At 58.9% G+C, this 20,872-nt stretch carries 18 protein-coding genes and 1 pseudogene; 17 read left to right on the top strand and 2 right to left on the bottom strand.

Translation table 11 applies throughout. The features are described from left to right. The first annotated feature begins 25 nt into the window (after positions 1-25). The 3 genes from H2LOC_RS10550 to H2LOC_RS10540 all read left to right on the top strand — a co-directional run bounded on the left by H2LOC_RS10550 (position 26) and on the right by H2LOC_RS10540 (position 2,095). Positions 26-622, top strand: coding sequence for a histidine phosphatase family protein (locus tag H2LOC_RS10550; protein ID WP_136496353.1), 597 nt, complete (start codon positions 26-28; stop codon positions 620-622). 19 nt (positions 623-641) lie between these two features. Further along, positions 642-1,271, top strand: coding sequence for a histidine phosphatase family protein (locus H2LOC_RS10545; protein ID WP_136496352.1), 630 nt, complete (start codon positions 642-644; stop codon positions 1,269-1,271). Positions 1,272-1,585: 314 nt separating this feature from the next. Then, complete coding sequence (locus H2LOC_RS10540; protein ID WP_162009746.1) at positions 1,586-2,095, top strand: NUDIX hydrolase; 510 nt, start codon at positions 1,586-1,588, stop codon at positions 2,093-2,095. Positions 2,096-2,102: 7 nt separating this feature from the next. Here the strand turns inward: H2LOC_RS10540 and H2LOC_RS10535 are convergent, their stop codons facing one another. Further along, positions 2,103-2,276: a hypothetical protein gene (locus H2LOC_RS10535; protein WP_154331622.1), complete on the bottom strand. Its 174-nt coding sequence runs from the start codon at positions 2,274-2,276 to the stop codon at positions 2,103-2,105. Between H2LOC_RS10535 and H2LOC_RS21765 the strand changes: the two are divergent. The 5 genes and pseudogenes from H2LOC_RS21765 to H2LOC_RS10515 form a co-directional block, all read left to right on the top strand. Then, positions 2,200-2,555: pseudogene (locus H2LOC_RS21765) on the top strand (PIN domain-containing protein); the annotation flags it as partial. The gene H2LOC_RS10535 and the pseudogene H2LOC_RS21765 sit on opposite strands and share 77 nt — an antisense overlap. A 132-nt stretch (positions 2,556-2,687) precedes the next feature. Next, positions 2,688-3,128, top strand: coding sequence for a hypothetical protein (locus tag H2LOC_RS10530; RefSeq protein ID WP_136496351.1), 441 nt, complete (start codon positions 2,688-2,690; stop codon positions 3,126-3,128). A gap of 592 nt (positions 3,129-3,720) precedes the next feature. After that, positions 3,721-4,050: a DUF736 domain-containing protein gene (locus H2LOC_RS10525; protein ID WP_136496350.1), complete on the top strand. Its 330-nt coding sequence runs from the start codon at positions 3,721-3,723 to the stop codon at positions 4,048-4,050. Positions 4,051-4,460: 410 nt separating this feature from the next. Beyond that, on the top strand, positions 4,461-5,921 hold the full coding sequence (locus tag H2LOC_RS10520; RefSeq protein WP_136496349.1) for a metallophosphoesterase family protein: 1,461 nt from the start codon (positions 4,461-4,463) through the stop codon (positions 5,919-5,921). After that, the gene (locus H2LOC_RS10515; protein ID WP_136496348.1) at positions 5,918-8,233 is read left to right on the top strand and encodes an ATP-binding protein; all 2,316 of its coding nucleotides are present in this window, start codon (positions 5,918-5,920) and stop codon (positions 8,231-8,233) included. Before H2LOC_RS10520 ends, H2LOC_RS10515 begins: the two co-directional genes overlap by 4 nt. A 302-nt stretch (positions 8,234-8,535) precedes the next feature. Here the strand turns inward: H2LOC_RS10515 and H2LOC_RS10510 are convergent, their stop codons facing one another. Continuing rightward, positions 8,536-8,763: a helix-turn-helix domain-containing protein gene (locus tag H2LOC_RS10510; RefSeq protein ID WP_136496347.1), complete on the bottom strand. Its 228-nt coding sequence runs from the start codon at positions 8,761-8,763 to the stop codon at positions 8,536-8,538. Between the two features lie 225 nt (positions 8,764-8,988). On the opposite strand from H2LOC_RS10510, the gene H2LOC_RS10505 reads away from it, so the two are divergent. The 9 genes from H2LOC_RS10505 to H2LOC_RS10470 all read left to right on the top strand — a co-directional run bounded on the left by H2LOC_RS10505 (position 8,989) and on the right by H2LOC_RS10470 (position 20,746). Then, positions 8,989-9,252 carry a DNA -binding domain-containing protein gene (locus H2LOC_RS10505; RefSeq protein WP_136496346.1) on the top strand — a complete coding sequence of 88 codons (264 nt, stop codon included), beginning with the start codon at positions 8,989-8,991 and terminating at the stop codon, positions 9,250-9,252. A gap of 145 nt (positions 9,253-9,397) precedes the next feature. Continuing rightward, positions 9,398-9,613, top strand: a complete 216-nt coding sequence (locus H2LOC_RS21760) for a transcriptional regulator domain-containing protein (RefSeq protein ID WP_136496345.1) — start codon at positions 9,398-9,400, stop codon at positions 9,611-9,613. A 52-nt stretch (positions 9,614-9,665) separates the two neighbouring features. Beyond that, positions 9,666-10,181, top strand: a complete 516-nt coding sequence (locus tag H2LOC_RS10500) for a DUF2285 domain-containing protein (protein ID WP_246206787.1) — start codon at positions 9,666-9,668, stop codon at positions 10,179-10,181. A gap of 279 nt (positions 10,182-10,460) precedes the next feature. Next, positions 10,461-10,850 carry a transposase gene (locus H2LOC_RS10495; RefSeq protein WP_136495378.1) on the top strand — a complete coding sequence of 130 codons (390 nt, stop codon included), beginning with the start codon at positions 10,461-10,463 and terminating at the stop codon, positions 10,848-10,850. Further along, positions 10,847-11,191 (top strand): IS66 family insertion sequence element accessory protein TnpB, encoded by a 345-nt coding sequence (tnpB, locus tag H2LOC_RS10490; RefSeq protein WP_136495377.1) that lies wholly within the window; start codon positions 10,847-10,849, stop codon positions 11,189-11,191. Before H2LOC_RS10495 ends, tnpB begins: the two co-directional genes overlap by 4 nt. Before the next feature lie 78 nt (positions 11,192-11,269). Then, complete coding sequence (tnpC, locus tag H2LOC_RS10485) at positions 11,270-12,856, top strand: IS66 family transposase (RefSeq protein ID WP_246206786.1); 1,587 nt, start codon at positions 11,270-11,272, stop codon at positions 12,854-12,856. A 201-nt stretch (positions 12,857-13,057) separates the two neighbouring features. Continuing rightward, on the top strand, positions 13,058-14,995 hold the full coding sequence (locus H2LOC_RS10480) for an ATP-binding protein (protein ID WP_202620452.1): 1,938 nt from the start codon (positions 13,058-13,060) through the stop codon (positions 14,993-14,995). Beyond that, positions 14,926-16,079 (top strand): IS3 family transposase gene (locus H2LOC_RS10475; protein WP_136495120.1). Its coding sequence is split into 2 segments (ribosomal slippage): positions 14,926-15,175 and positions 15,175-16,079, totalling 1,155 coding nucleotides; the frame shifts between segments, so codons are not numbered across the junction. The genes H2LOC_RS10480 and H2LOC_RS10475 overlap by 70 nt, the downstream gene beginning before the upstream one ends. Positions 16,080-16,162: 83 nt before the next feature. Continuing rightward, on the top strand, positions 16,163-20,746 hold the full coding sequence (locus H2LOC_RS10470; RefSeq protein ID WP_202620451.1) for a hypothetical protein: 4,584 nt from the start codon (positions 16,163-16,165) through the stop codon (positions 20,744-20,746). Positions 20,747-20,872 lie beyond the last annotated feature (126 nt).

Raw genomic sequence — 20,872 nt, 5'->3', positions numbered from 1 at the left:
CGGCTATTTGCTCGGACAAACTGGCATGTCTTTTCCAAGGTCACCTACAATTTATCTGGTGCGGCACGGGGAAACGATCTGGAACGCCGCTGGACGGTTTCAAGGACGGCTCGACTCTGAACTAACCGCGAAAGGGAGAGACCAGGCTCGGGCCTTGGGCATGGCGCTCGCCAATGAGCTCGGCGAGCGCCAAATGGAATACGTTCTGAAGGCCAGTCCGCTTGGGCGAGCGAAGACAACGGCAACGATTATCGCCGAGCAAATGCGAGACATTTTCATCGAAGAGGATCACCTTTTGGTCGAGGTATCCATTGGGTCTTGGGATGGGCTGACCCATTTCGAGATCGACATGGAGTGTCCCGACGCTCTCCGCGGAGCCTCGCCATTTAACTGGTTTTTTCGCGCGCCAGATGGAGAATGTCTTGATCGCGCTTATGGGCGGGCGCAGAAGTGGCTTGCCTGCGTCAACAGTCCGACGATCGCCGTGAGTCACGGACTCTTTGGACGTTTAGTCCGGGGCGCTTACCTCTCACTTTCGACCGCTGATATGCTTCAACTGCCGGTTCCGCAGGATGGTTTCTTCTGCCTTCAGAATGGCGAAGAACGGTTTCTACCTGCCTGACCGATCAACGAGCGCGGGTTTGGAAAGGACCGCCGCAAAATCGCGGTTATTTGAGCGGGACGAGTTAATGTTTCCGATTTTGATTTCACGTCATGGCCAGGTCGCGCTCGCGAAGCCAAAGTTTCCGACGCGGGCGGAATTCGAGACCTATGTCGAAGCCTACGAGCGCTCCGGTTTGAACATCAGTGTCCGTCCTTCAGCAGAACTCGTCCGGCACATTCGCGCGGCGACCAGCGTTTTCACGAGTCCTAGTTTACGGGCGCTAGAATCCTTGCGACTGTTGGACCCCGAGCGAACGCCAATTGTGGACGCCGTGTTTCGCGAAGAGCCCCAAATTATTCCCGAAATTGCAGGGCGACTGCCGCTACTCGCTTGGTTCTCGCTGACGCGAGGGATCGGCTCTTTCCACCCGAATGAATTCAATACTCGGTTAGCAATGCATCAGCGCGCCAAGGTTGCGGCGGAGCTTCTTACGGGAGGAGCGCGACAAGGGCCTGTGGCCCTCATCGGGCACGGATGGTTCAATCGTGCTATTGCTGGCGCGTTAGTTCAGAGTGGCTGGCGGCGCGCCAAAAATCACGGTGGTTCCGGCGTGTTCGGGCGAGTGTCCTCGGAGTGGGGATATTCTGTCTTCGAATCCGGTTCATAGAAGCATCAGGTAAAGCGTCATTTTAGCCCGTTCTATTTGCAAGCCTTTGCGAAGCCGCTTCGCTCATTTCGACAAAGCCAGAACCTCCAGGACCTTGCGTGATCCACGCAGGAGGCGCTGGAATTTCACAAGCCTCGGCAGCCTCGGCGAGAACTCGTAGCCGCCCAAGTCGCGGCATCCCGAACTGAGGTGTTAACCTCATTGTCGGAGTTTCATGCTCAGGCTACAGTTGGACGACAGCAAAAAGCCAGCAGGCCGTTATGCGGTTAGGCCCATGCTTCACAAACGAGCCGGGAAGGCGGGTTAATCCGGACATGTCGTCAAACGTCGGAAAAGGAACCGTTCCGCCGCGGAGCGCAAAGAAGCCCGCTGCTCGCACCGATAGAGCGATTCGAGTCCAATACGGCGTGTTGCCCTATAGGCTGACCGAGGCCGGCGAGGTGGAAATCCTCCTCGTCACGACGAGGCAGAGCAGGCGCTGGATCATCCCGAAGGGCTGGCCGATCAAGGGACTGAAGCCGTCGAAATCCGCGGCACGCGAAGGCTACGAAGAGGCAGGTATTCGAGGAAAGGTCGGAGGGAAATCCGTAGGCGCTTTTTGTTATGAGAAAAGGATCGAAGAGGACGGTGTCACCGTTCCATGCGAGGTGCGCGTGTTTCCTTTGCTTGTCATGCAGCAATTTGACTCCTGGCCGGAGGCCCACCAAAGGGAGGCTCGCTGGTTTGAGCCCAATAAGGCCGTATCCGCCATAAAAATTGCGGGGCTCCGCGAACTGGTCGAATCCTTCCTGCGAAAGAGGGCAGAGAGGAAATCACGGCGCTGATCCTTTCCTATCTATAGGTGGCGACGAAGACGACGTAGAGCAGCGCCGCGACCAGCATGGCGGCTATGCCAAGTAGAAGGACAATGCGATCTCCATGACTCTGCCCGGACCCGGCGGTCCGCCGATGGCTCGACGAACGGGCGGCGAGCGTTACGATCGCCGAGCTGGTGTTCAGCTTCAATTCGCCTCCCGAGGGCATGCGCAAGGAACGACTGGCCGCCGGGTGTGAGGGCGTGCTGGAGCTGTTCGCGGACCGTATCCTCTCCCTCGATACGAATGCGGCGCGCCGCTATTCCGATCTTGCTGTAAAGGCGCACGCTGCTGGAAGGGGGGCCCCACGCCCGACGGCTACATCGCCGCGCTCGCTGCGTCGCGTAATTTCTTCATCGCATCCCGCGACACGAGCGCATTCACAGCCGCCGGCCTCACTTTGATCGACCTCTGCACTGCTGGCGCCTGAGTGTCAGGGATAGCGGCGTTCCTTCGGGATTTCGGCTCCCGATCATGGCCGTTTGAGGCTATATTCGGCTCCGCGCCGTGGTGGTGGTGGAAGGCGCGACCGTTAGATCTTTTGCTCACGGGAGCCATCGCCATGTTCGTCTTTGGACCGCTGCTCGTCATCGCCAGCATTGGCTTCTTTTGCTGGTTGCTGTTCACCCTTGCTGTTTTCGCCCTGCCGTTCTTCGTCGGTCTGACAATTGGCATGTGGGCCTTCCATACCGGCGCCGGCGTCCTCGGCGGCATTTTAACTGGCGTCGCGGCGGGTGGCGCGACCTTCGGCATCGGCCAATTCGCACTCGCCTTTGCGCCCTGGGCCTGGCTCCGGCTGCTGATCATCCTGCTCTTCGTCGCGCCCGCAACCGTCGCCGGCTACAGCGCCACGCATGGGATCGCTCAGATCGCCATGCCATCCGCAGCCTGGCAGACGATCTTCTCGGTGATCGGCGCCATCGCCGTTAGCGTCACGACCTTTATCCGCTTCACCGGGATGGCAGCGCCCGGACCCGCCGGGCAGGGCAGGGTGCGCGGGTAACCCTATCGCAGGCCGGGGGCGGGCCGCATCATGCATTTCGCAACAGGGCATTCTCTCGTCGCTGGGGCGCGTTCTTGATCGGGTCGGCCGCGGATCATCGCTGCGTAGCAACCCATCAACAGGCCTCTCGGGAGCGACGCCAAGTCAAGCGGGGGATATCCTTCGTGGCGCAGACGACATCCGGGGCGCCTCGCCGAAGCGGCCTGGGGAGTGAAAGAACGTCGGGTCTGGCCGGTGGTGGTTTCATCGCCGCTGGCATTTGTCGCGGCGGTCTTGGCGGCAGCACGAGAGTCGCCACTCTCCTCGATTTGATCTCTGTTCGGATCGAGCGCACCGAACGCCCTCTTCGATGGGTTGATCTAGCCGGAGGTCGGCTGAAGCCTCGACCGCCTATGGCGCAACGGCGAATGCGCAACTTTCTTCCCCTGACGCCTGCGGCGTCATTCCGCGCGAAACAAGAAAGTCGCTTCTTCGTCATCCTCCGCTCCGCTTCGGCCCCAAGGGGTGCGCCGTCGGTCGCCTCCGGCTCTTCGATCACCATCGAGGCCGCAATGGTGCGGGCTCGGAAGCACAGAGATCAAGGAGAACTACAATGGCGACCATCGGCACCTTCAAGAAGACCGCCTCGAACGAGTTTGCCGGCGAAATCATCACCCTCTCGGTCCAGGCCAGAAACGTCCGCATCGTGCCTGAGACCAGCCGCTCCGGCGAGAACAGCCCCAGCCACCGGGTTTACTGCGGCCGAGTCGATATCGGAGCCGCTTGGTCGAAACGCTCCAACGAGGGCCGCGACTATCTGGGCCTCAAGCTCGATGATCCGAGCTTCAACGCACCCATCTTCGCCAACCTCTTCGACGACGAGGACGGCGAAGGCTACAGCCTGATCTGGTCCCGCCCGAACGGCCGCCGCAACGGCGACTGACCCGCTCACCATGCCCCGCCAGGCCAGTCCGGGCGGGGCAGTGCTCGTATGAGCTATGCGCGCAAGCTCCTACGTTCTTTGCGCTAGCTAGGCCTCTAACGCCATAGGGTGTTATAAGCTCGCCCGAAAGTTGCGTTAGCAGGCGGGCCTACTGTCTGGTTTGTGCGGATAGCGGCCGGTGAGCTGAGCGGCGGGAATAAGCCGGACGGCTGCCAAGGCGCGGGGACCCTTGGGTGGGCTAATGGACATGCGCAGTATCTCTCTGAAACCGACAAATAGGCAGAGTAAAGTCGGGGGTGCTTCACCTTCATAAGTTCCAATGATATGGGTCGGGGAGATTCTATCTGGTCCCCCATATTTTAAGCCAAGGGTCTTCGACGCTATCAACTCCGAATTGGGTACAAGAAAAAATGCGCTTTTCGATTCTGCATTTGTCCGATCTTCACCGCGACCTGACCGATGAAATACCAAATGCTTGGCTAATCGACTCGATAGAGCGGGATATTGAAACCCTTGCAAATGAACAAAGCTCGGTCGCGCGCCCCACGCTTTGTGTTGTAAGCGGGGACTTGGTTTATGGCGTGCGGCCCAATTCCCCCGACGCCGATGCAGAACTCAAGCGCCAGAACTCACAATCCCTTGAGTTTTTAGTCGAGCTGGCAGATCGCCTTTTTTGTAGCAACCGCGATCGTGTGGTGATAATTCCCGGAAACCATGACGTCGCGTTCAACCGTGTCACGTCCAGCAGCGCTTTAGTCCCTCTCCCATCGGACAAGGCTGCAAAGGCTGACCTAGTGCGCGAATATTTTTCGGCAAACACGCAATTGCGTTGGTCGTGGTCTGATTTGGCATTCTATAGAATTGAAGACCACGACGGGTATTTGCAGCGATTTTCCTACTTCCGCGACCTATATGAACAGTTTTACCAGGGTAGTCGAATCTATCCCGTCGCTCCGGACAGCCAGTTCGACTTTTTTGACTTTCAGGTTGAAAAGCTCAGCATTGTTGCTCTGAACAGTTGTCACAACAACGATCCTTGGCGTCGAGCTGGACAGATCAATTCGACTGCTTTGGCGAATGCTTGTCGCCAACTGCGATCACCTTCGCGTGCCGGTTGGCTGCTCGCCGCCACTTGGCATCACAATCTCGTCGGTGGGCCAAGTCAGGACGATTACCTGGACCCTGAGTTTCTTCAATTGCTGATAGAAAGCGGGGTGTCGCTTGGGCTTCATGGTCATCAACACCGTTCAGATTGGTTCGACGAGCGGTATCGGTTAGGGCCTAAAGCCCGGAAACTCACCATTGTCAGCGCGGCAACGCTATGCGCCGGACCAACAAATCTCAGTCCCGGAACTCCGCGAGGATATAACGTCCTGGAAATTGACAATGAGGCTTGGGTCGGGCGCCTTCACCAAAGGCAAATGGTCAACCTACAGTTCAGTATGCCAGCATGGGGGCCGGGCCGTTTTGTCGATACCAATGAGTCATTTGTCGACTTTGAGCTGGCTCCTCCCGTGGCCTCTCGGCCTGCTGGCCTAGACATGAAACTTGCGCTGGAAGCCGCTGATAGCTACTTGGGCCGCGGCGAGTGGGAGAAAGCGCTCGCGGCATTAAGCGAATACTGGAGCGAACCCCTAGCGCGTCGCATGGGGCTCAGGGCATTGGAGGAGTTGGATGACCCTGGGCGCACGATCAACATGCTGGATACTCCTTCTGACGTGGCAGAAGCCGTGATCTTAGGTTCTGCTTTGCTCATCGCGGGTGACACGATATCCCGCAAACGCTTCCTAGAAAGTCCGTTCATCGCGAGAAATACGGATGCAAGTGTAACAGAGATCGTCGAAAAGCTGACCTTGAGGATGACGAGATGACTGCGGGAATAGTTTTTCAAGTCGAAACATCTCGTGTTTTACAAATCCTCGCAAAGGAGATTTATGATTCTCCCCTGGCAATGCTGCGGGAAAACCTTCAAAATGCTTATGATGCAATTCGAGAACGCTTCGCAGCCACCGGCACACTGCAGCCTGGCGGCCGAATTGATATCGAGATCAATAGCAATCAGGTCGCCATTTCGGACAACGGGATTGGTATGACCGAGTCGGTCCTCAAGGAAAACTTTTGGAATGCGGGTTCAAGCGGAAAACACTCCGAGCGGGCGCGGAAGGCCGGCGTTGTTGGTACATTCGGTATCGGAGCAATGGCCAACTTTGGTGTTTGTACCAGACTAGAGATTATTACCCGCCCTTTAGAAAGCGACGTTGCACTTCTAAGCATTGCGGAGCGAGATACCCTCAAAATAGGGGAAGAATGTATTGTCTTCAAGACAGTTCCCCCGGACAGAGAAGCTGGCACGATTCTCACGGCCACACTTGATAGCAACAATTCGATCTTACCGCAGCAAGCACAGTCTTATCTCCTGCCGTACGTGAGCCTGCTTCCGGTTCCAGTATACCTAAACGGCGAGCTTATTAGCACTCGCACAATGAAAGAGGCGCTACCAAGCTCGGTCCGATCCTTCGCGCCATTGGGAAGCAAGAAGCTTGAGGAACGTGGCTTCGGAGCCCTGTTCTCGATCAGTGCTGATTCAAACGGGCAGATTTTCGCCAATGTTACCGATATTCACATCGGGGGCACATCGATAGATGGGGAAATGGGCCTACTCCAAGGCGGCGGTCAGTTGATGGGGTTGAGGTCATTTTTTGGTCTGGCACCTCTGCCTGTCGCCGGCAACTACCAGTTTGGCGGCTTTGCCAATCTCCCTTTCCTCCAGCCCACTGCAGGACGAGACGCATTGAGCCGCGAGAGCATTGATCAGGCGGCCATATTGATCGCTTTGGCGGAAAGAGCATCTTCAGAAATTCTGGCGGAGACGACACTTGCCGACAGAAGCAATGCTTTATTGGCGTGGATTGGAGCGAATGGCCGCTATGACCTCGCTAAGCGTATAACTATTCTTGTCCACCCGAGGGAGGAGAACATCCCGTTCGGAGATATCGCTGATTACATTGGGGAGCGGCGGAGGTATTACTACGCTGGCAACGATCGCTCTATTATCGGAACATTCGCCAGCGACGAGAGTTACATACTACAGATATCCCCAAACCAGCCTCGGAGAAGGGTGCAACAGCAATATGTTACATCAATTTTAAACGTTCCGGCTATTCCGGACTCTGCGCATGTTTTACGTGAGTATTCTGGAGTAGAATTAGAGTTAGGCGAGGCATCTATTTTGTTCAAAATTGCTGCGATTCTCCGTGATGACTACCTAATTCCGGAGGTAGAAATTGTCTTTGCCGATATATCCCATCAAGTCAGTATCCTGCCTGAGAAAAAAGGGAGTATCCTCAAGATCTTTTTGGGTCGTAAAGCCGCAGCGATAGCTCCTCTGTTGGAGGTGCAATCTAAGGCTTACGAGCTTTTCTCCCAGTTCATGAAAGACTACGTTCGCGTCAACATCTATCCACGTATCCAGGAGTTCGTGCCCTCTTCCACGAGGGGAGGGGTCGAGGCGTTGCGAAAAATTCTGCTTCGAAGCCGTGAACTGTACCGCGTCGAAGAAGCTGAGAGAGGTGATCTAGAAGGAATTCTTGGAGACTATTTATCGGGTGCTGCAAGTCTTTCTAAGGTATTGCAAACGGCTAGAGCCAAATCGCGCTCTCAGACGCAGCGAGTTTCCGCGTCGCAGGTAGGAGCGATTGAAAAGGAAGTGCCTGGACTAACCGATTCTCCGGTACGTCCTGAAATCGACGGTGGACAAGAATTCGTGGCCGCTCCGCCAATTATCCGAGACGACATATCGTCCAACATGAAAATTCTCACGACAGGAGGAAAGTATCCTCTCCTGAACCAGTTTACGATGTTGCTCGGACTTTCTGACCGACTCATGAAAACGGAAGCAGATTTTTTCCACGTCCCACATACCACGCGGATTCTCTGGGGCGGTCACCGAGTAGTCTACATTTTCACTGAGTCCACGGAACGGCTTAGTTTATATTATGACATCGAGCTCAAGAGCCCAATAGGCAGCAAAAAAACAGGAGGCGGGATGTTTCCGACAACTACGTTGATAACGAAGAGTCGAATTTTCGTTCCGGTACCTGACGTAATAGAAGAGGAATTTCATGTTGACGGCGGCGCGAAAGAATTTTTCGTTCGATTTGATCTGCTCGCTAGCCGTGTATGAGGCATTGGCGAGGCAATCGGCGATGCCCACACCTTTGGTCCATCGTGACGATAGTGCATCGCACTGAGCAAGCCTTCCACTCGGATTTCCGCTTCTCACAAAGAAGGCTTGCCGTAGCTCGTCAGGCGCGGGCGCCGCGCGATTATTCGTTTCGAAATCGGAAGGTCCGCTGATTATGCGGATGCGACGGGTGGACCTTCTTGTTGTAAGCCCGCAAGGGGGCGCGAAGGGAAGCTGGATTATGGCTCGGCGCCCGGCAATGCAATCGTGGGGTGAGTTCATAACACCCCCGACGCCGGCGTCTACTTTCTTCCCGTCGACGGAAGAGCGCGAACCAACTCTGTAGCATCCACTTCGAGCGCATCGGCGATTTGACCCAGAACTGTAATGCGCGCTGAGACATCGGCGCGCTCGATCGCGCCGATGTAGCGGGCGCTCAGGCCTGCCTTGTCGGCCAGCACCTCCTGCGTCAATCCCTTCTCATGACGCAACCGACGCAGATTGATCGCCACGACCTCCTTGAGATCCATGGCGATGATGGAGCCTGTGCCGGAATAATCGTTCCAGGAACGTTCGTTCCGATTCGTGCGAGGCTGCGCTGAAGTCAGCGACGCGCAACACCCTTGTTTGCGATATAGGAGACGCGCGTGATGCGCGGCTCGCATCACTCATCGGGCGCATCGCCAGCCCAACCCCCTGAAAATCTGCATTAAATGCGTGAGAAATCTTCCGCGCCGCAATTATGAGGTTTCGAAATGGGCATACAGGCTTTCGAGGATCGGCCACCCCTGACCGAGCGCGTGAACGCCTATGACGAGCAGCACCTCGTGACCTATCTGCGCCTGCTCGACGCCGAGGCGGAGGGCGCCGACTGGCGCGAAGTCGTGATGATTGTCTTCGGTCTCGATTCCGCGCGAGAGCCCGAGCGCGCGAAGATCGTTCATGACAGCCACCTGGCGCGCGCGCGTTGGATGGCCGAGAGCGGATATCGCCACTTGCTGGAACCGAGAATGCAGTAATTCTTGGCGGAGTCTCCGAATCGGCACCCAAAAGTTGCGCGTCACAGCGAAGGACGTGATGCAATCTCAAGGTCTAGCGGACAGCCAAGCTTTCTGGATCGTTAACGCTTCCTCCCAACAAGGGCCACATTGAACGGAGGCGCCCATGCCCAGATCCTTCTGGCGGTCGGCAGACGCTGTCGCGCAGCTGAACCACCTCGAACGCGCCGGTTTCGCTCTCGAATTCCTTCGCCGTAACCCTGCCTACCGTGACGACTACGCCCGCACACAACGGCGTATCGCGCGCCGCCGCGTCGATGCCGACGAGGCTAGCGCGGACCTTGCTCGGCGATGGGGGTTGCGCTTTCGCCTGCGACCCTGACATTCCGACTGGGCACAACGCCGTTTGCTGGCGATCCGAAGTTTCTCCGGGCGTGTTGCTCCTGACGGCAGCGCCGTCCGGCTTCGCCGTAGCGCCGTTTTCAGCGCTGTCTCTCGGATCGGTGGGTGACGACCGCACCGACACCGAAGGCCGCGAGGTCGCAATTTGCGACGCCTCGGGAGCGTTTTACGTTTCGCTCAGACATGCCGAAGCGGAGGACCGCCCGGCCATCCTTTTGCCGCTCGACGACATGATCGAGCCGCGCCTCGATGTCGCCGCGAGCCTCGTTCGCCGTCTCTGCGGAAAGCGCGTCGATTTGCTTCCCATACGCCTGCGCCTCACGCCGTTGCAGAAAGCGCGGCTGATCCAGCATTTGCATGCCTTCGACATTCTTCGCGACGGCGGGGGCAGGCGGGAAGTCGCCCACGAAGTTTTACACTCAGAGCAAGCAAGGCTTCCTTCCGTCGAGTGGAAGGATTCGGCGGCCCGCCGCAAAGCAACGCGCCTGATCCAGGACGCCACTGCGCTCGTCGAACGCGGCTATTTGAAGCTCCTTCGCGGCGATTAGTGGTGAAAATCTGACAGTTGGAGCCCTGTCTTGGGCTCTCACCCAGCGGGATGTTGAGGGCAGCAAAGCGCCAAAAGGGTCCCGCCTCAAGCAAAGGCGCCTTCGCACTTACGATTTTCGCTTACGTGAAGACGCAGCGGATTTGCGGACCGCTGACATTCCGCTTCTTCGTTCGCCTTCCACGCGGCTTCGCCGTAAGCGCCAAGGCAGCCCCGTGATGGCGGCGCATAGGTGGCCCAGCTATCAATAGCAGCACAATTTGTACTGCTGTGAGCATCTATGTCTGCGCCTATGCCTGGTGATAGAAGTTTCCAACTGATCGAAGCCGTGGTTGATCGTCTTGATGGCGCTCCGGTTTCTCGCCGTCGCCGGTGGTCTGACGAGTTCAAGGCACGAGCTGTTGCGGCGACACTGGATCCCGACGTGAATATTTCCGCGGCCGCGCGGGAGATGGGCATTTCGCCGTCTCAGCTTTTTGGCTGGCGCCGGCAAGCGATGCGCGAAGGTGCGGTGACGGCCTCGCCTACCGCTTGCGCGAATCCGCCGGATGTCGAGGGCAGGTCTGCGCCAACGGTGGAAATCTCCGTCGGCGCCACAGTGATCCGCGTCAGCGCCGACATTGGCGAAGCCGATCTGCGTCGCGTGATCCGCGCGGTGCGCTCGGCATGATCGCGTCGGGCGTGAAAATCTATCTGGCCAGCCAACCGGTCGATTTTCGCAAAGGCCCGGACGGTTTGCTGTCGCTGGTGCGCGATGTCGGCGCCGACCCGTTCAACGGCGCGCTTTATGTGTTCCGGGCCAAGAGAGCCGATAGAATCAAGATCGTTTGGTTTGATGGGACCGGCGTGTGCCTGTTCTCGAAGCGATTGGAGGAATCGCAATTTTGCTGGCCGCGGATCGGGCCAAACCAGGTTCAACTCAATCATGCCCAGTTGATGGCGCTGGTTGACGGATTGGATTGGAAACGGGTGCGTCCGGTCGACCTCAAACGCCCGGTCAGCGCCGGCTGAACGGTCGGAAAATCGGCATGATTACGTTGAAAACACGAGCGTTTCCACTGGATCTGTGCTTTAATCATCCTAATGAAAATGCTCGATTTTCCGCTTCCTGACGATGTTGACGCGCTGAAAGCGCTGGTCCGCGTCATGGCCGAAAAGGCGGCGCGCACAGAGGCGCTCGAAAGCGAAATCCGCGACCTCAAAGTCCTCAATGCGGCAGCTGACGAACGCATCGCCCGGCTGACTTCGATCCTCAAGGCGCTGGAGCGAAACCGCTTCGGCAAGCGCTCGGAAAAGCTGGGGGCTGCCGCGGCCGAACAGCAGGCCTTCGTGTTTGAGGAGATCCAGACCGGCATCGCCGAAATCAAGGCGGGGCTGGACAAAGCGGGCGGCTCGGCCAAACAAAAGCGGGCGCCGCGTCCGCGTAAGGCGTTCGCCTCTCATCTTGAACGGGTCGAGGTGGTGATCGAGCCCGAGGTACCCGCCGAACATCTGGGCAAGGAGAAGATCAAGATCGGCGAGGACGTTTGTGAACGCTTGGACGTCGAGCCGCCGCGCTTCCGGGTGATCGTCACCCGCCGCCCGAAATACGCCTTCAAAGACGTCGACGTCGATGGCGTCATCCAGGCGCCTGCTCCCGCGCGCATTATCGAGGGCGGCATTCCCACCGAGGCCCTGTTGGCGATGATCGCCGTCTCCAAATACGCCGACGGCCTGCCGCTTTATAGGCAGGAAGGCATTTACGCCCGCGACGGGGTCGAGCTTGATCGTTCGCTGATGGCGCAATGGATGGGGCGGCTTGGCTTCGAACTGGAGCCGCTTTCGGACCATGTGCTGTGGCGGATCAAGCAGAGCCCGCGCGTCTTTGCCGACGAGACGACGTTGCCGACGCTGGAGCCCGGCGCCGGCAAGGCGAAGAAAGCCTATTTATGGGCCTACGCGAGAGACGATCGGCCCTTTGGCGGCGGCGATCCGCCGATGGTCGCCTACCGCTTCGAGGACAGCCGTTCCGGCGATTGCGCCTTGCGGCATCTGAAGGGGTATTACGGCATTCTGCAAGTCGATGGCTACGCCGCCTATCAGCGGCTGGCCGGGGCAGATCGCGGCGAGAAGGCTTTGCTCCTGGCCTGCTGCTGGGCGCATCTGCGCCGAAGATTTTACGAACTGCATGTCGCCGGCAGCTCCAGCTTGGCCACCGCTACGGTCGAGCGGATGAAGGATCTCTGGTCGGTGGAAGACCAGGTTCGCGATCTGATGCCGGACGATAGGTTGGCGGCGCGCCGCCAATCCTCGGCTCCGATCGTCGCCGAATTGTTTGCGCGCTGGGAACGGGAGCTGGCGCTCATCTCGGGCAAATCCAAGCTCGCCGAACACATCCGCTACGCTTTGGGGCGCCGAGCCAGCTTGGAACTGTTCCTCGCCGACGGCCACGTCGAGATCGACTCCAATGTAGTCGAGCGGGCGATCCGGCCCCAGACCATTACAAGAAAGAATGCGCTCTTCGCCGGTTCCGACGGTGGTGGCCGGACGTGGGCAACTTTGGCGACCCTGCTGACCACCGCGAAAATGAACGGCGCCGATCCATTCGCCTGGCTCAAGCAAACCCTCGAGCGCATCGCCAACGGCTGGCCAAACCGCGACATCGAGGCTCTCATGCCCTGGAATTACGTCGCCTAAACGGCCTCGGCTTTGCGCTTACGCTTCGCCCTGGCACGCCTGGAGCGGGCTGGCGCTGCCTCGCCCGGACGACGGGACGGCTGGCGCTCTATCAACCCAAAACCGATGATTGTGGGCTGTGTTCTCAATGCTATTGCAGTCGTCTCCGTCAAGCCTACCATTGGTACGCCAAAAGTATTTTGATTCTAGAGTAAGTGGTTCATGCCGACAGTTGAGCACAGCGATGAAATTGACACCGTTCGGGCTTCGCGGGCCGGCCATACTTTTCACGAGCGCTGGGCGGCACGAAGGGCACTCCAACTCGTATTCCCCAAAGACAAGCTTTTCGCGATAGCCGTCGAGGGCCTTTCCTCGACCGAGACCGCGAAGCCCGGCGATAAGGCTGAGGAGGTTGCGGACCTCGTGCTATACTACGGTCGTGGCGACAACTTCGCCGCGAGCGATCGGCTTGAGACGGTGCAGTTCAAGTACAAGCTGCGTCCCGATGAGGTGACAGCCTCCTTCCTCCGCAAAACGATCGAGAAATTCTGCGCGACTATCGTCGGCTATGAGCAGGACTTTACGGCTGCGGACGTTGATGCCAAGGTTGCATTCATCTTCGTGACAAACGCCTCGTTTGACTCCGATCTGTGGGAGGCGCTCGCCGCTCTCCAGAGCGGTGTTCCTGCGACAAGCCGCAGCGCAGTTCGGCAGGCAAAATACCTCATTGCAATCTGTGAGAAGAGCGGCGTTCCCGATCCAAAGCGCCTGTTCTCCCGCGTGGAGTTCCGCGCGGCCGAGAAGAACCTTGTGGCTCAAAGCAACGCCCTGCGCCGAACGCTCACGGATTGGTCTGCCGGTGCGGACTCCCAGGCCAAACTGCGCCTCCACGATCTGCAAGACCTCGTCCTGAAGAAGGCCGGCCCCAGCGGTCAGGGAAAGAACCTGATCCGCCGCGAGGACGTTCTCGACGCGCTCGATTGCGAGCCGGAGGATTTGTTCCCCGCTGACACCCGCTTCATCGATGTAGGAGCGGTGGTCGAGCGGACTGAACTGGACACGGTCGGCGCGAAGGTCGCGCAGCTGTCCGTTCCAATCTTCGTGTATGCTGAAGGCGGGGTGGGGAAGACCGTCTTTGTCCAGAGCCTCGCCGCCCGCCTGAGCACAGAGTTCGAGGTCATTGTCTTTGATTGCTTTGGCGGAGGTGCCTACCGATCAGAAGAGAACTCTCGCCATCTGCCGAGCGTGGGGATCGTTCAGATCGTCAACGAGCTCGCATCAAGAGGACTTTGCGATCTCCTTCTTCCCTCGGAAAATAATAACCGCCCGATTCTGAAAGCAGCTCGAAAGAGGTTTACCCAGGCGGCCAGCGCCATTGTCGCTCAGTCCAAGAAGCTTGGACTGGTCATCATCATTGACGCTGCCGACAACGCCCAGCTTGAGGCTGACTATCGGCATGAGGACGCGTTTCCCAAGCTGCTCTTGTCGATGCTCGACCACGAGCCGATCGATGGGGTGAAGTTGGTGCTCACGGCGCGCACGCACCGCAAGGACACCGTGATCGACCGCGCGACGGTGGAGACGTTTGAGCTGGGTCCTTTCACTGAGCCCGAAGCGCGTGAGTTTCTGGAAGCACGACGATCGAACATCTCGGAGGTGGAGTTTGCGACTGCGCTCTCCCGGTCGGACCGTAACGCGCGCGTGCTCGACTATTTGCTGACGACTTGGGACACAAACGTCGCCGGAACGGCACCCTCCACGCCGATCACCGTTAGGGAGATTATCGCTCAGCAGTGCACGAAGATCGTCAACGACCTGCACATCGCCGGTTGGCGCGAGAACGAGGTTCGTGAGTTCTTTGTAGCGATGTCGCTTCTGCCACCGCCTATTCCTCTTGACGACCTAGCGGGAGCTTTGGGCTGGTCAGCATCTCAGGTGAACACCGCCGCATCGGATTTGGCACCGATGCTGGAGCTCACGCCTCATGGAGCCATATTCCGCGACGAGCCAACCGAGACCTACGTCCGCGTGAGCTGCTGCCGGTTTGGTGGACACCGAGATAAGGTGTTTTACGGAACCGGAGGTGGAGCATGGAACGGCGTCAGTTCAGCCGGGAGTTCAAGGTCGAAGCGGTCCGTTTGGTGCGCGAGCGCGGCGTAAGCGTTGCGCAGGCGGCGCGGGATCTGGAACTGCACGAGAACATGCTGCGGCGTTGGGTGAAGGAATTGGCGGCTGATCCGGCCGCCGCCTTTCCTGGTCAGGGGCAGATGAAGCCCGAGCAGCTTGAAATCGAGCGCCTGCGGCGCGAAGTCACCAAGCTGCGGGCGGAGCGCGACATCCTAAAAAAGGCCGCGGCCTTCTTTGCGAGGGAAGCGAAATGAGGTTCGCTTTTATCGCAAAGCACCGTTCGATCTGGCCGGTGGCGTGGCTCTGCAAAGCGCTGGATGTCTCCCGGTCGGGTTTTCACGCCTGGCTCAAGCGCGGACCGAGCGCTCGCGACAAGCTTGATGAGGAGATGACGGCCTCCATCCGGGCGAGCTTTGTCGCCAGCGCCAGAACCTATGGCGCACGCCGGGTCTGGCGGGATGTTCTGGCTGACGGCTTTTGCTGCGGACTGCATAAGATCGAGCGCTTGATGCAGGAAAACGCCTTGCGGGCGCGGCCTCGCCGGCGTGGCTTGCCCAAAGACGGCGGTCAGCGGCTCGCCGACGCCGTGGCGCCGAATGTTCTGGACCGCCAGTTCGTCGCCGAGCGGCCGAACCAGAGGTGGATCGCCGACTTCACCTACATCTGGACGGCAGAGGGCTGGCTGTATGTCGCCGCTGTCATCGACTTGTTCTCGCGGCGTGTTGTCGGCTGGTCCATGAAGGCCGAGATGACCGCGCAATTGGTGGCGGACGCCCTGATCATGGCGATCTGGCGACGCGGCAGGCCAGACGCCTTGCTGCACCACTCCGACCAGGGCAGCCAATACACCAGCGACCACTTCCAGCGCCTGATGGCCGACAACGGCGTCACCTGTTCGATGAGCCGATCCGGCAACGTCTGGGACAATGCGGCGATGGAGTCGTTCTTCTCGTCGATGAAAACCGAGCGCGTCGCCAGGAAAATCTACCGGACGCGCGACGAGGCCAGGGCAGATGTGTTTGATTATATCGAGCGCTTCTACAACACCGTCCGCCGTCACTCGACCATCGGCTATCTCAGCCCGGTTGAGTTCGAGCGGAAGGTCGCATTAGCTTAACCAGCTGTCCACCAAACCGGCAGCAGCTCAGCGAGACCTACTCAAGAGAAGCTGACGCGCAGCGGGCGATCGCCGACAGACTGATGGCGAGCCAGGCGTCATCGTCGTACGCCGCCGAGGCGCTCCCGTACTTTCTCGTCGTCATCAGTGACAGTGACCGTGCCTTCGCCCTGGCTGACTCTTCTAGCTTTCCCTCTGTTGTGCAATCAGAGTTCGGCAGGCGGCGATTGGCGCTCGCTCGGCTGCGGGCAGCCTTCCGCCTCGCCGTAGCAGGGGGCAACTTCGACCGTGTCCTCAACCTCACGATGCGCCTTGCACAAGTGGCGACCGCTAACATGCGCGGCGACGCGTTCATTCGCCGCTCTCCTGCCCTAGCGGTTAAGCTGGGTGATCCCGACGCGCAGCGCCGACTATTCGCCGATAGGTCCGGATGGCGGGGGGCGCGAAGTGCGCGCCTCACGGTGTCGTACAGCTTCGCGGGTGATGCTGAAGAAACAATCATCCAGCGTGAGAGTACGATCCGGTGGATCAACTGGCATTCGCAGCTCCCCAAAGAAGACCCGCCCCATGACCGTGCCGGGCCCGAGACATCCGACTTTGCAGCGGTATTGTTCGCCGGCGTCTTGCATGGCGACCTCGAAAGCATCGATCAAAACCTCAGCCGCTGGAACGTTCGTTTCTCGCTCTCCGCGAGCGATGAGCTTCTCACCCTGCTGGATCTGCTGAAGTTGACGGCGGGCGATGACGCACTCGCTGAGTTCGTAGAGTTCGCCGCGAGCGATCGGTGCAAGTGCGCGGCGCTGAAGATCCGCCTGCTGACTCGGCCCCAATTCATCACCCCGTCGCAGGCCAAATCTCTTTCCGCCTCGCTCAAGACCTTCTCGGCACCGGACGATCAAGAAGACCGTCAGGACTACTCCTTCGGAGAGGACAAAAGCTTCGCCGGAGACATCGTCGAAGCCGCACTCAGCGCGCTGTTGATGGGATCGCGTTCGGCTGCCGCCTCGCTGATACGCAGTGTCCGAAAGATGCGGCCCTCGGGCTACGACTACAGCGAGCGCTATGGATATCCGAAGGTCTGGCAGCCTCTCATTGGCGCTTGCGTGCGTGCCTGGTCTGCTGGAAGGCCGCTCGCTTACCACGATCTCCTTCCCAGCGAACTGAAGATTACGAAGCGCGCGAGCGCCATCAGCGATAAGAAGAAGCTGGCGAAGTTCATCTCGGAGCAGACCGTTGCCGGCGCACCGGCGCAAGGCGTCAAGAAGCGAAAGGCCGCCAAGGAGAAGGCTCGATACAACTCGATTGAACGTGACGAGATCGCTGATTCCATAGAGCTGGCATTGATGCTGACGCAGCCCATTCAAGACGCTATCCTTTCAATGCAGCCGATCAGCGCCGCGACGATCGACGCCTTCCTTAATGTCTGGAAGTCGAAGACCCGCAGCACCATTCATTGGCGAACAGAGAACTCGGTAGATTTGCAGTCCCGAACACTGGGCCTCGCGTATGTGGGTGTGCTCTTCTCCTACGCGGCTGATGTTACGCCGGAGCAGGCGCGCGCCGTTGTCGATCTTGTTTCTGCCGGGCGGTTCGCGCCCTACCAAAAGCTCAGAGTCTTGGCGCATCTAGCGCGCAGACCACCTTTGCACAGCCTCGCGGGCGAGTTTGCACGACACATCTCTGAGCAAATCCGAAAAGATGGAAACACAGGCTCCCGCGCCGAAGGATATGCCGACCTCGCCGAGGCGCTCGTTCCCATGAGCGTCGATGAGGCACGCGAGTATTACCGCCAAGGCCTCTCTCAGCTCGACCAGATGGGCGGCGAGGACTATCAGCAAATCTACTCGCTGCTTCACTATGGTGTGGTTCAGCCGGGCGGCGACCTCTCACCTGCGGCCGCGCAGCGTCTGATGAACCTTTGCCAGGCAATTGCCCATGACGAACCGAGTAAGTTCGGCTGGACATCGTTTGGCCGTTCGGCAGCGAACTCCATTGGCTTCGCCGCCATCGCCAAGCTTGTACGCTGGCAAGACCAGGACGTGGTCGAGCTGTCCTACGGCCTGCCCCAGCTGGTTTGCTACCTCGCGAAAAAGCGCAGGCTGTCACCCTTACGAGCCGCGCTACTTCTCACGCTGTGCAAAGATCATGGCTGGTGGGATTGGCAAGTCGGCGAAGGCATCTCCGATCTCCTGGGCGTGTGCGAGCCTACGGATCGCAAGAACATTATGGATGTAGTTCTTTGGAAGCTGCGTGCCGAGCATTCGGACGGTGCATGGCCGACGCTTTGGGAAAGCCTCCTCAAGGTGGAAGGTGAATATCCCGGGACGCTCAGCGAAGACGATAGGGCTGCAATCGAACAAACGAGAGCGTTTGCGAAACAGAAACAGGACGAGTTCAACGGCCGCAATCGGTCCTCAAACGACTTCCTCGCCCCCAAGCCAGAGCGCCCCACGAAAGAGCAGGTCGACGAAACCATCGCGGCACTGGTCCAGAGCTGCGATCCAACGTCGGCCGCGTCAATAGACGAGGCCATCAAGGCCATCGAGGAAAATAAGAGCCTTCCGTTCGGCGCGCGTCTTCAGTTCTTGGAGGGCGTGCGAAGCGCGTGCCTCTACGACAAGCGATTGCCATTCCTGTTCGCCATTTGCGAGGCAACCGAGTTCGAGTTTGATCGGGCAATCGACCTCATCCTTGAGTGCATCAAGGAGTGGTCGGGTGAGACGGCCCATTTGCAGTCGCACGCCAAAGAACTGATCGCATCGCTCTTCGAGCACAAGGGGGCCCAGCTGTTTGACGACCGGTACTCCAATGTCGCCCGGCCCATCTATCAGCTTTCGGAGCTTTGCGGCGACAAGCGCTTCGTGCTCGAGCAGATACTGAAGAAGGTTGCGGTAGACGAAGTCGAGCTCGATGGAGACGAATGGCTTCAGCTGGCAACTTCCCTTTGTGACATTGCGTCGGGTGCGGCCGCGCTCGAGGCCTTCGAGCTACTCCTATCAGGCACGGCCTCGCGTTTCGCCGACGAGATCGGTGAAGGCCCGTATCGAGCCGATCTCGCGTTTGCACCTCGGGAGTCCGATTTCTTGGCCGACTTGCTGTGGCATCTGTTGGGCGATGACGACGCCTATGTCCGGTGGTCGGTGGCGAGGTCGCTTTCCACTGCGGTCGAACTGGGCTTGCACGAGGAGCTGGAGCTGCTGCTCGACCGGTTTGACGTCCGCGGGGTGCCCGCTCTCACTTCAGCCGAAAGATCGCTACCGTTTCAGAATTCGCAGGAGTGGCTTCTCATCGGGCTCGCGCGGGCCGCAAAGCGGCACGGCAGTGCTCTGGCATTTTTGCGCCCTAAATTCCTGGCGCTCTCACAGCGGAGTGATGTCCATGTAATGCACAAAGTGCATATCGCACGCTGCCTCGCCGGCATTGGGAATGGCGGCGCTCCCGACAAGGAGCTCGCTCTACTGCACGCGCAAATCGACACGCCGCCAAAGGGCACCGTGAAGATAGATGAGTGGCCGGCATCCGTGGATTCGGCGTCCGGATTTATATTTGACTATGAGTTCAACAAATCCGCGCTAAGTGACCTGACCCAGCTCTTTGGAATGGCTCATGGCACGGTCACGGACCTGCTCGCGAGCGAGATTGTCGCGCGATGGCCAGAGGCCAAGGACATGAGCTATTTCGCCGGACATGATCGCTACCGCCGCGATCGCCATGACCGGTATGATTACTTCCGGGAGCATGTCCAAAAGCATGCGCTTTTTGGTGCTGCGACCCAGCTATTCGCTTCTCATCCTATCGTGGCGAGAACCTATGACGACGACGCGGACAAGTGGCGCGAGTGGCGTGACCGCTACGACATCACCTTCGATGACGGCACGTGGCTTTCCGATCGCAAGGACGGCATTCCACACGAGGCGTTTGAAGACTTTCTCGGTCCTCGCCAGAAGCAGCAGGAGTCGCTTCAGCCTCAGGACGTTGTTCTAAAGAAGCTCAGGATCACTGATCGCGATCCGGCCGAGCCTATTCCGCTCTATGGTCGTTGGACATCGCCGGACGGCGTTTCGGTGAACATCACGTCAGCACTCTCTGAACGAAAAGGGGCGGTGCAGCGGTGTACGACTTTGTCCAAGGAGCCCGGCCATGACGTCTGGCTGCCTGAGTTTTGGGATGGAGGCTACTATGATCGTCGCGATCGGCAGGCGAGCCCTTTCGAGCCACTGGTCTGGGCGCCCGAGCGTTATGGTCTCGGCATCGACCAAGGCGATGAGCTCGCCGCCCATGGTGCGGCGTCGAGGCCGCGGCTGGGGATTGAACTCACACACCAACTTTCTTTGACCGAAGGGCCGGTGTTCGGCGAGTGGCACGACGCCGGTGGCGGTCTCGCCCTGAAGAGCCAGGTGTGGGGGAAGTGGGAGCCCGACCCCGACCAGCACAAATATCGCCAGCAGTCCGGAGGCGAAATCTTAAGGGCAGCTCCAACGTGGCTGGAGGCAACTTTGTCGGGCTTGAAGCGCCGGCTAGTCACGACGATCAGGCTTTGGAAATGCCGCTCCTCAAAGTCCTACGACGAAACGTCTGGTGTCAAGCTCGTCATCGTGGCGCTACGTGCCGATGATGGCAGCATGCGTTTCTGGTACGCGAAGAAGGCGTCCAACGTCGACTACTAGCGGAGATTTCGCGGCTTCATCTTAAGCAGGTCGAAATCCTTGTCGGGGAATCTAGATACCGCGAGCCGGTGACGGCCATGCCGGACGTTCACATACGCACTTAGCAAGGTCTGCTTCTGGCGGACG

The organism is Methylocystis heyeri (assembly GCF_004802635.2).
GTDB classification, from domain to species: Bacteria; Pseudomonadota; Alphaproteobacteria; order Rhizobiales; family Beijerinckiaceae; genus Methylocystis; species Methylocystis heyeri.
Note: the sequence above shows the minus strand (reverse complement) of the source record. Positions and strands in the feature narration are given on the sequence as shown.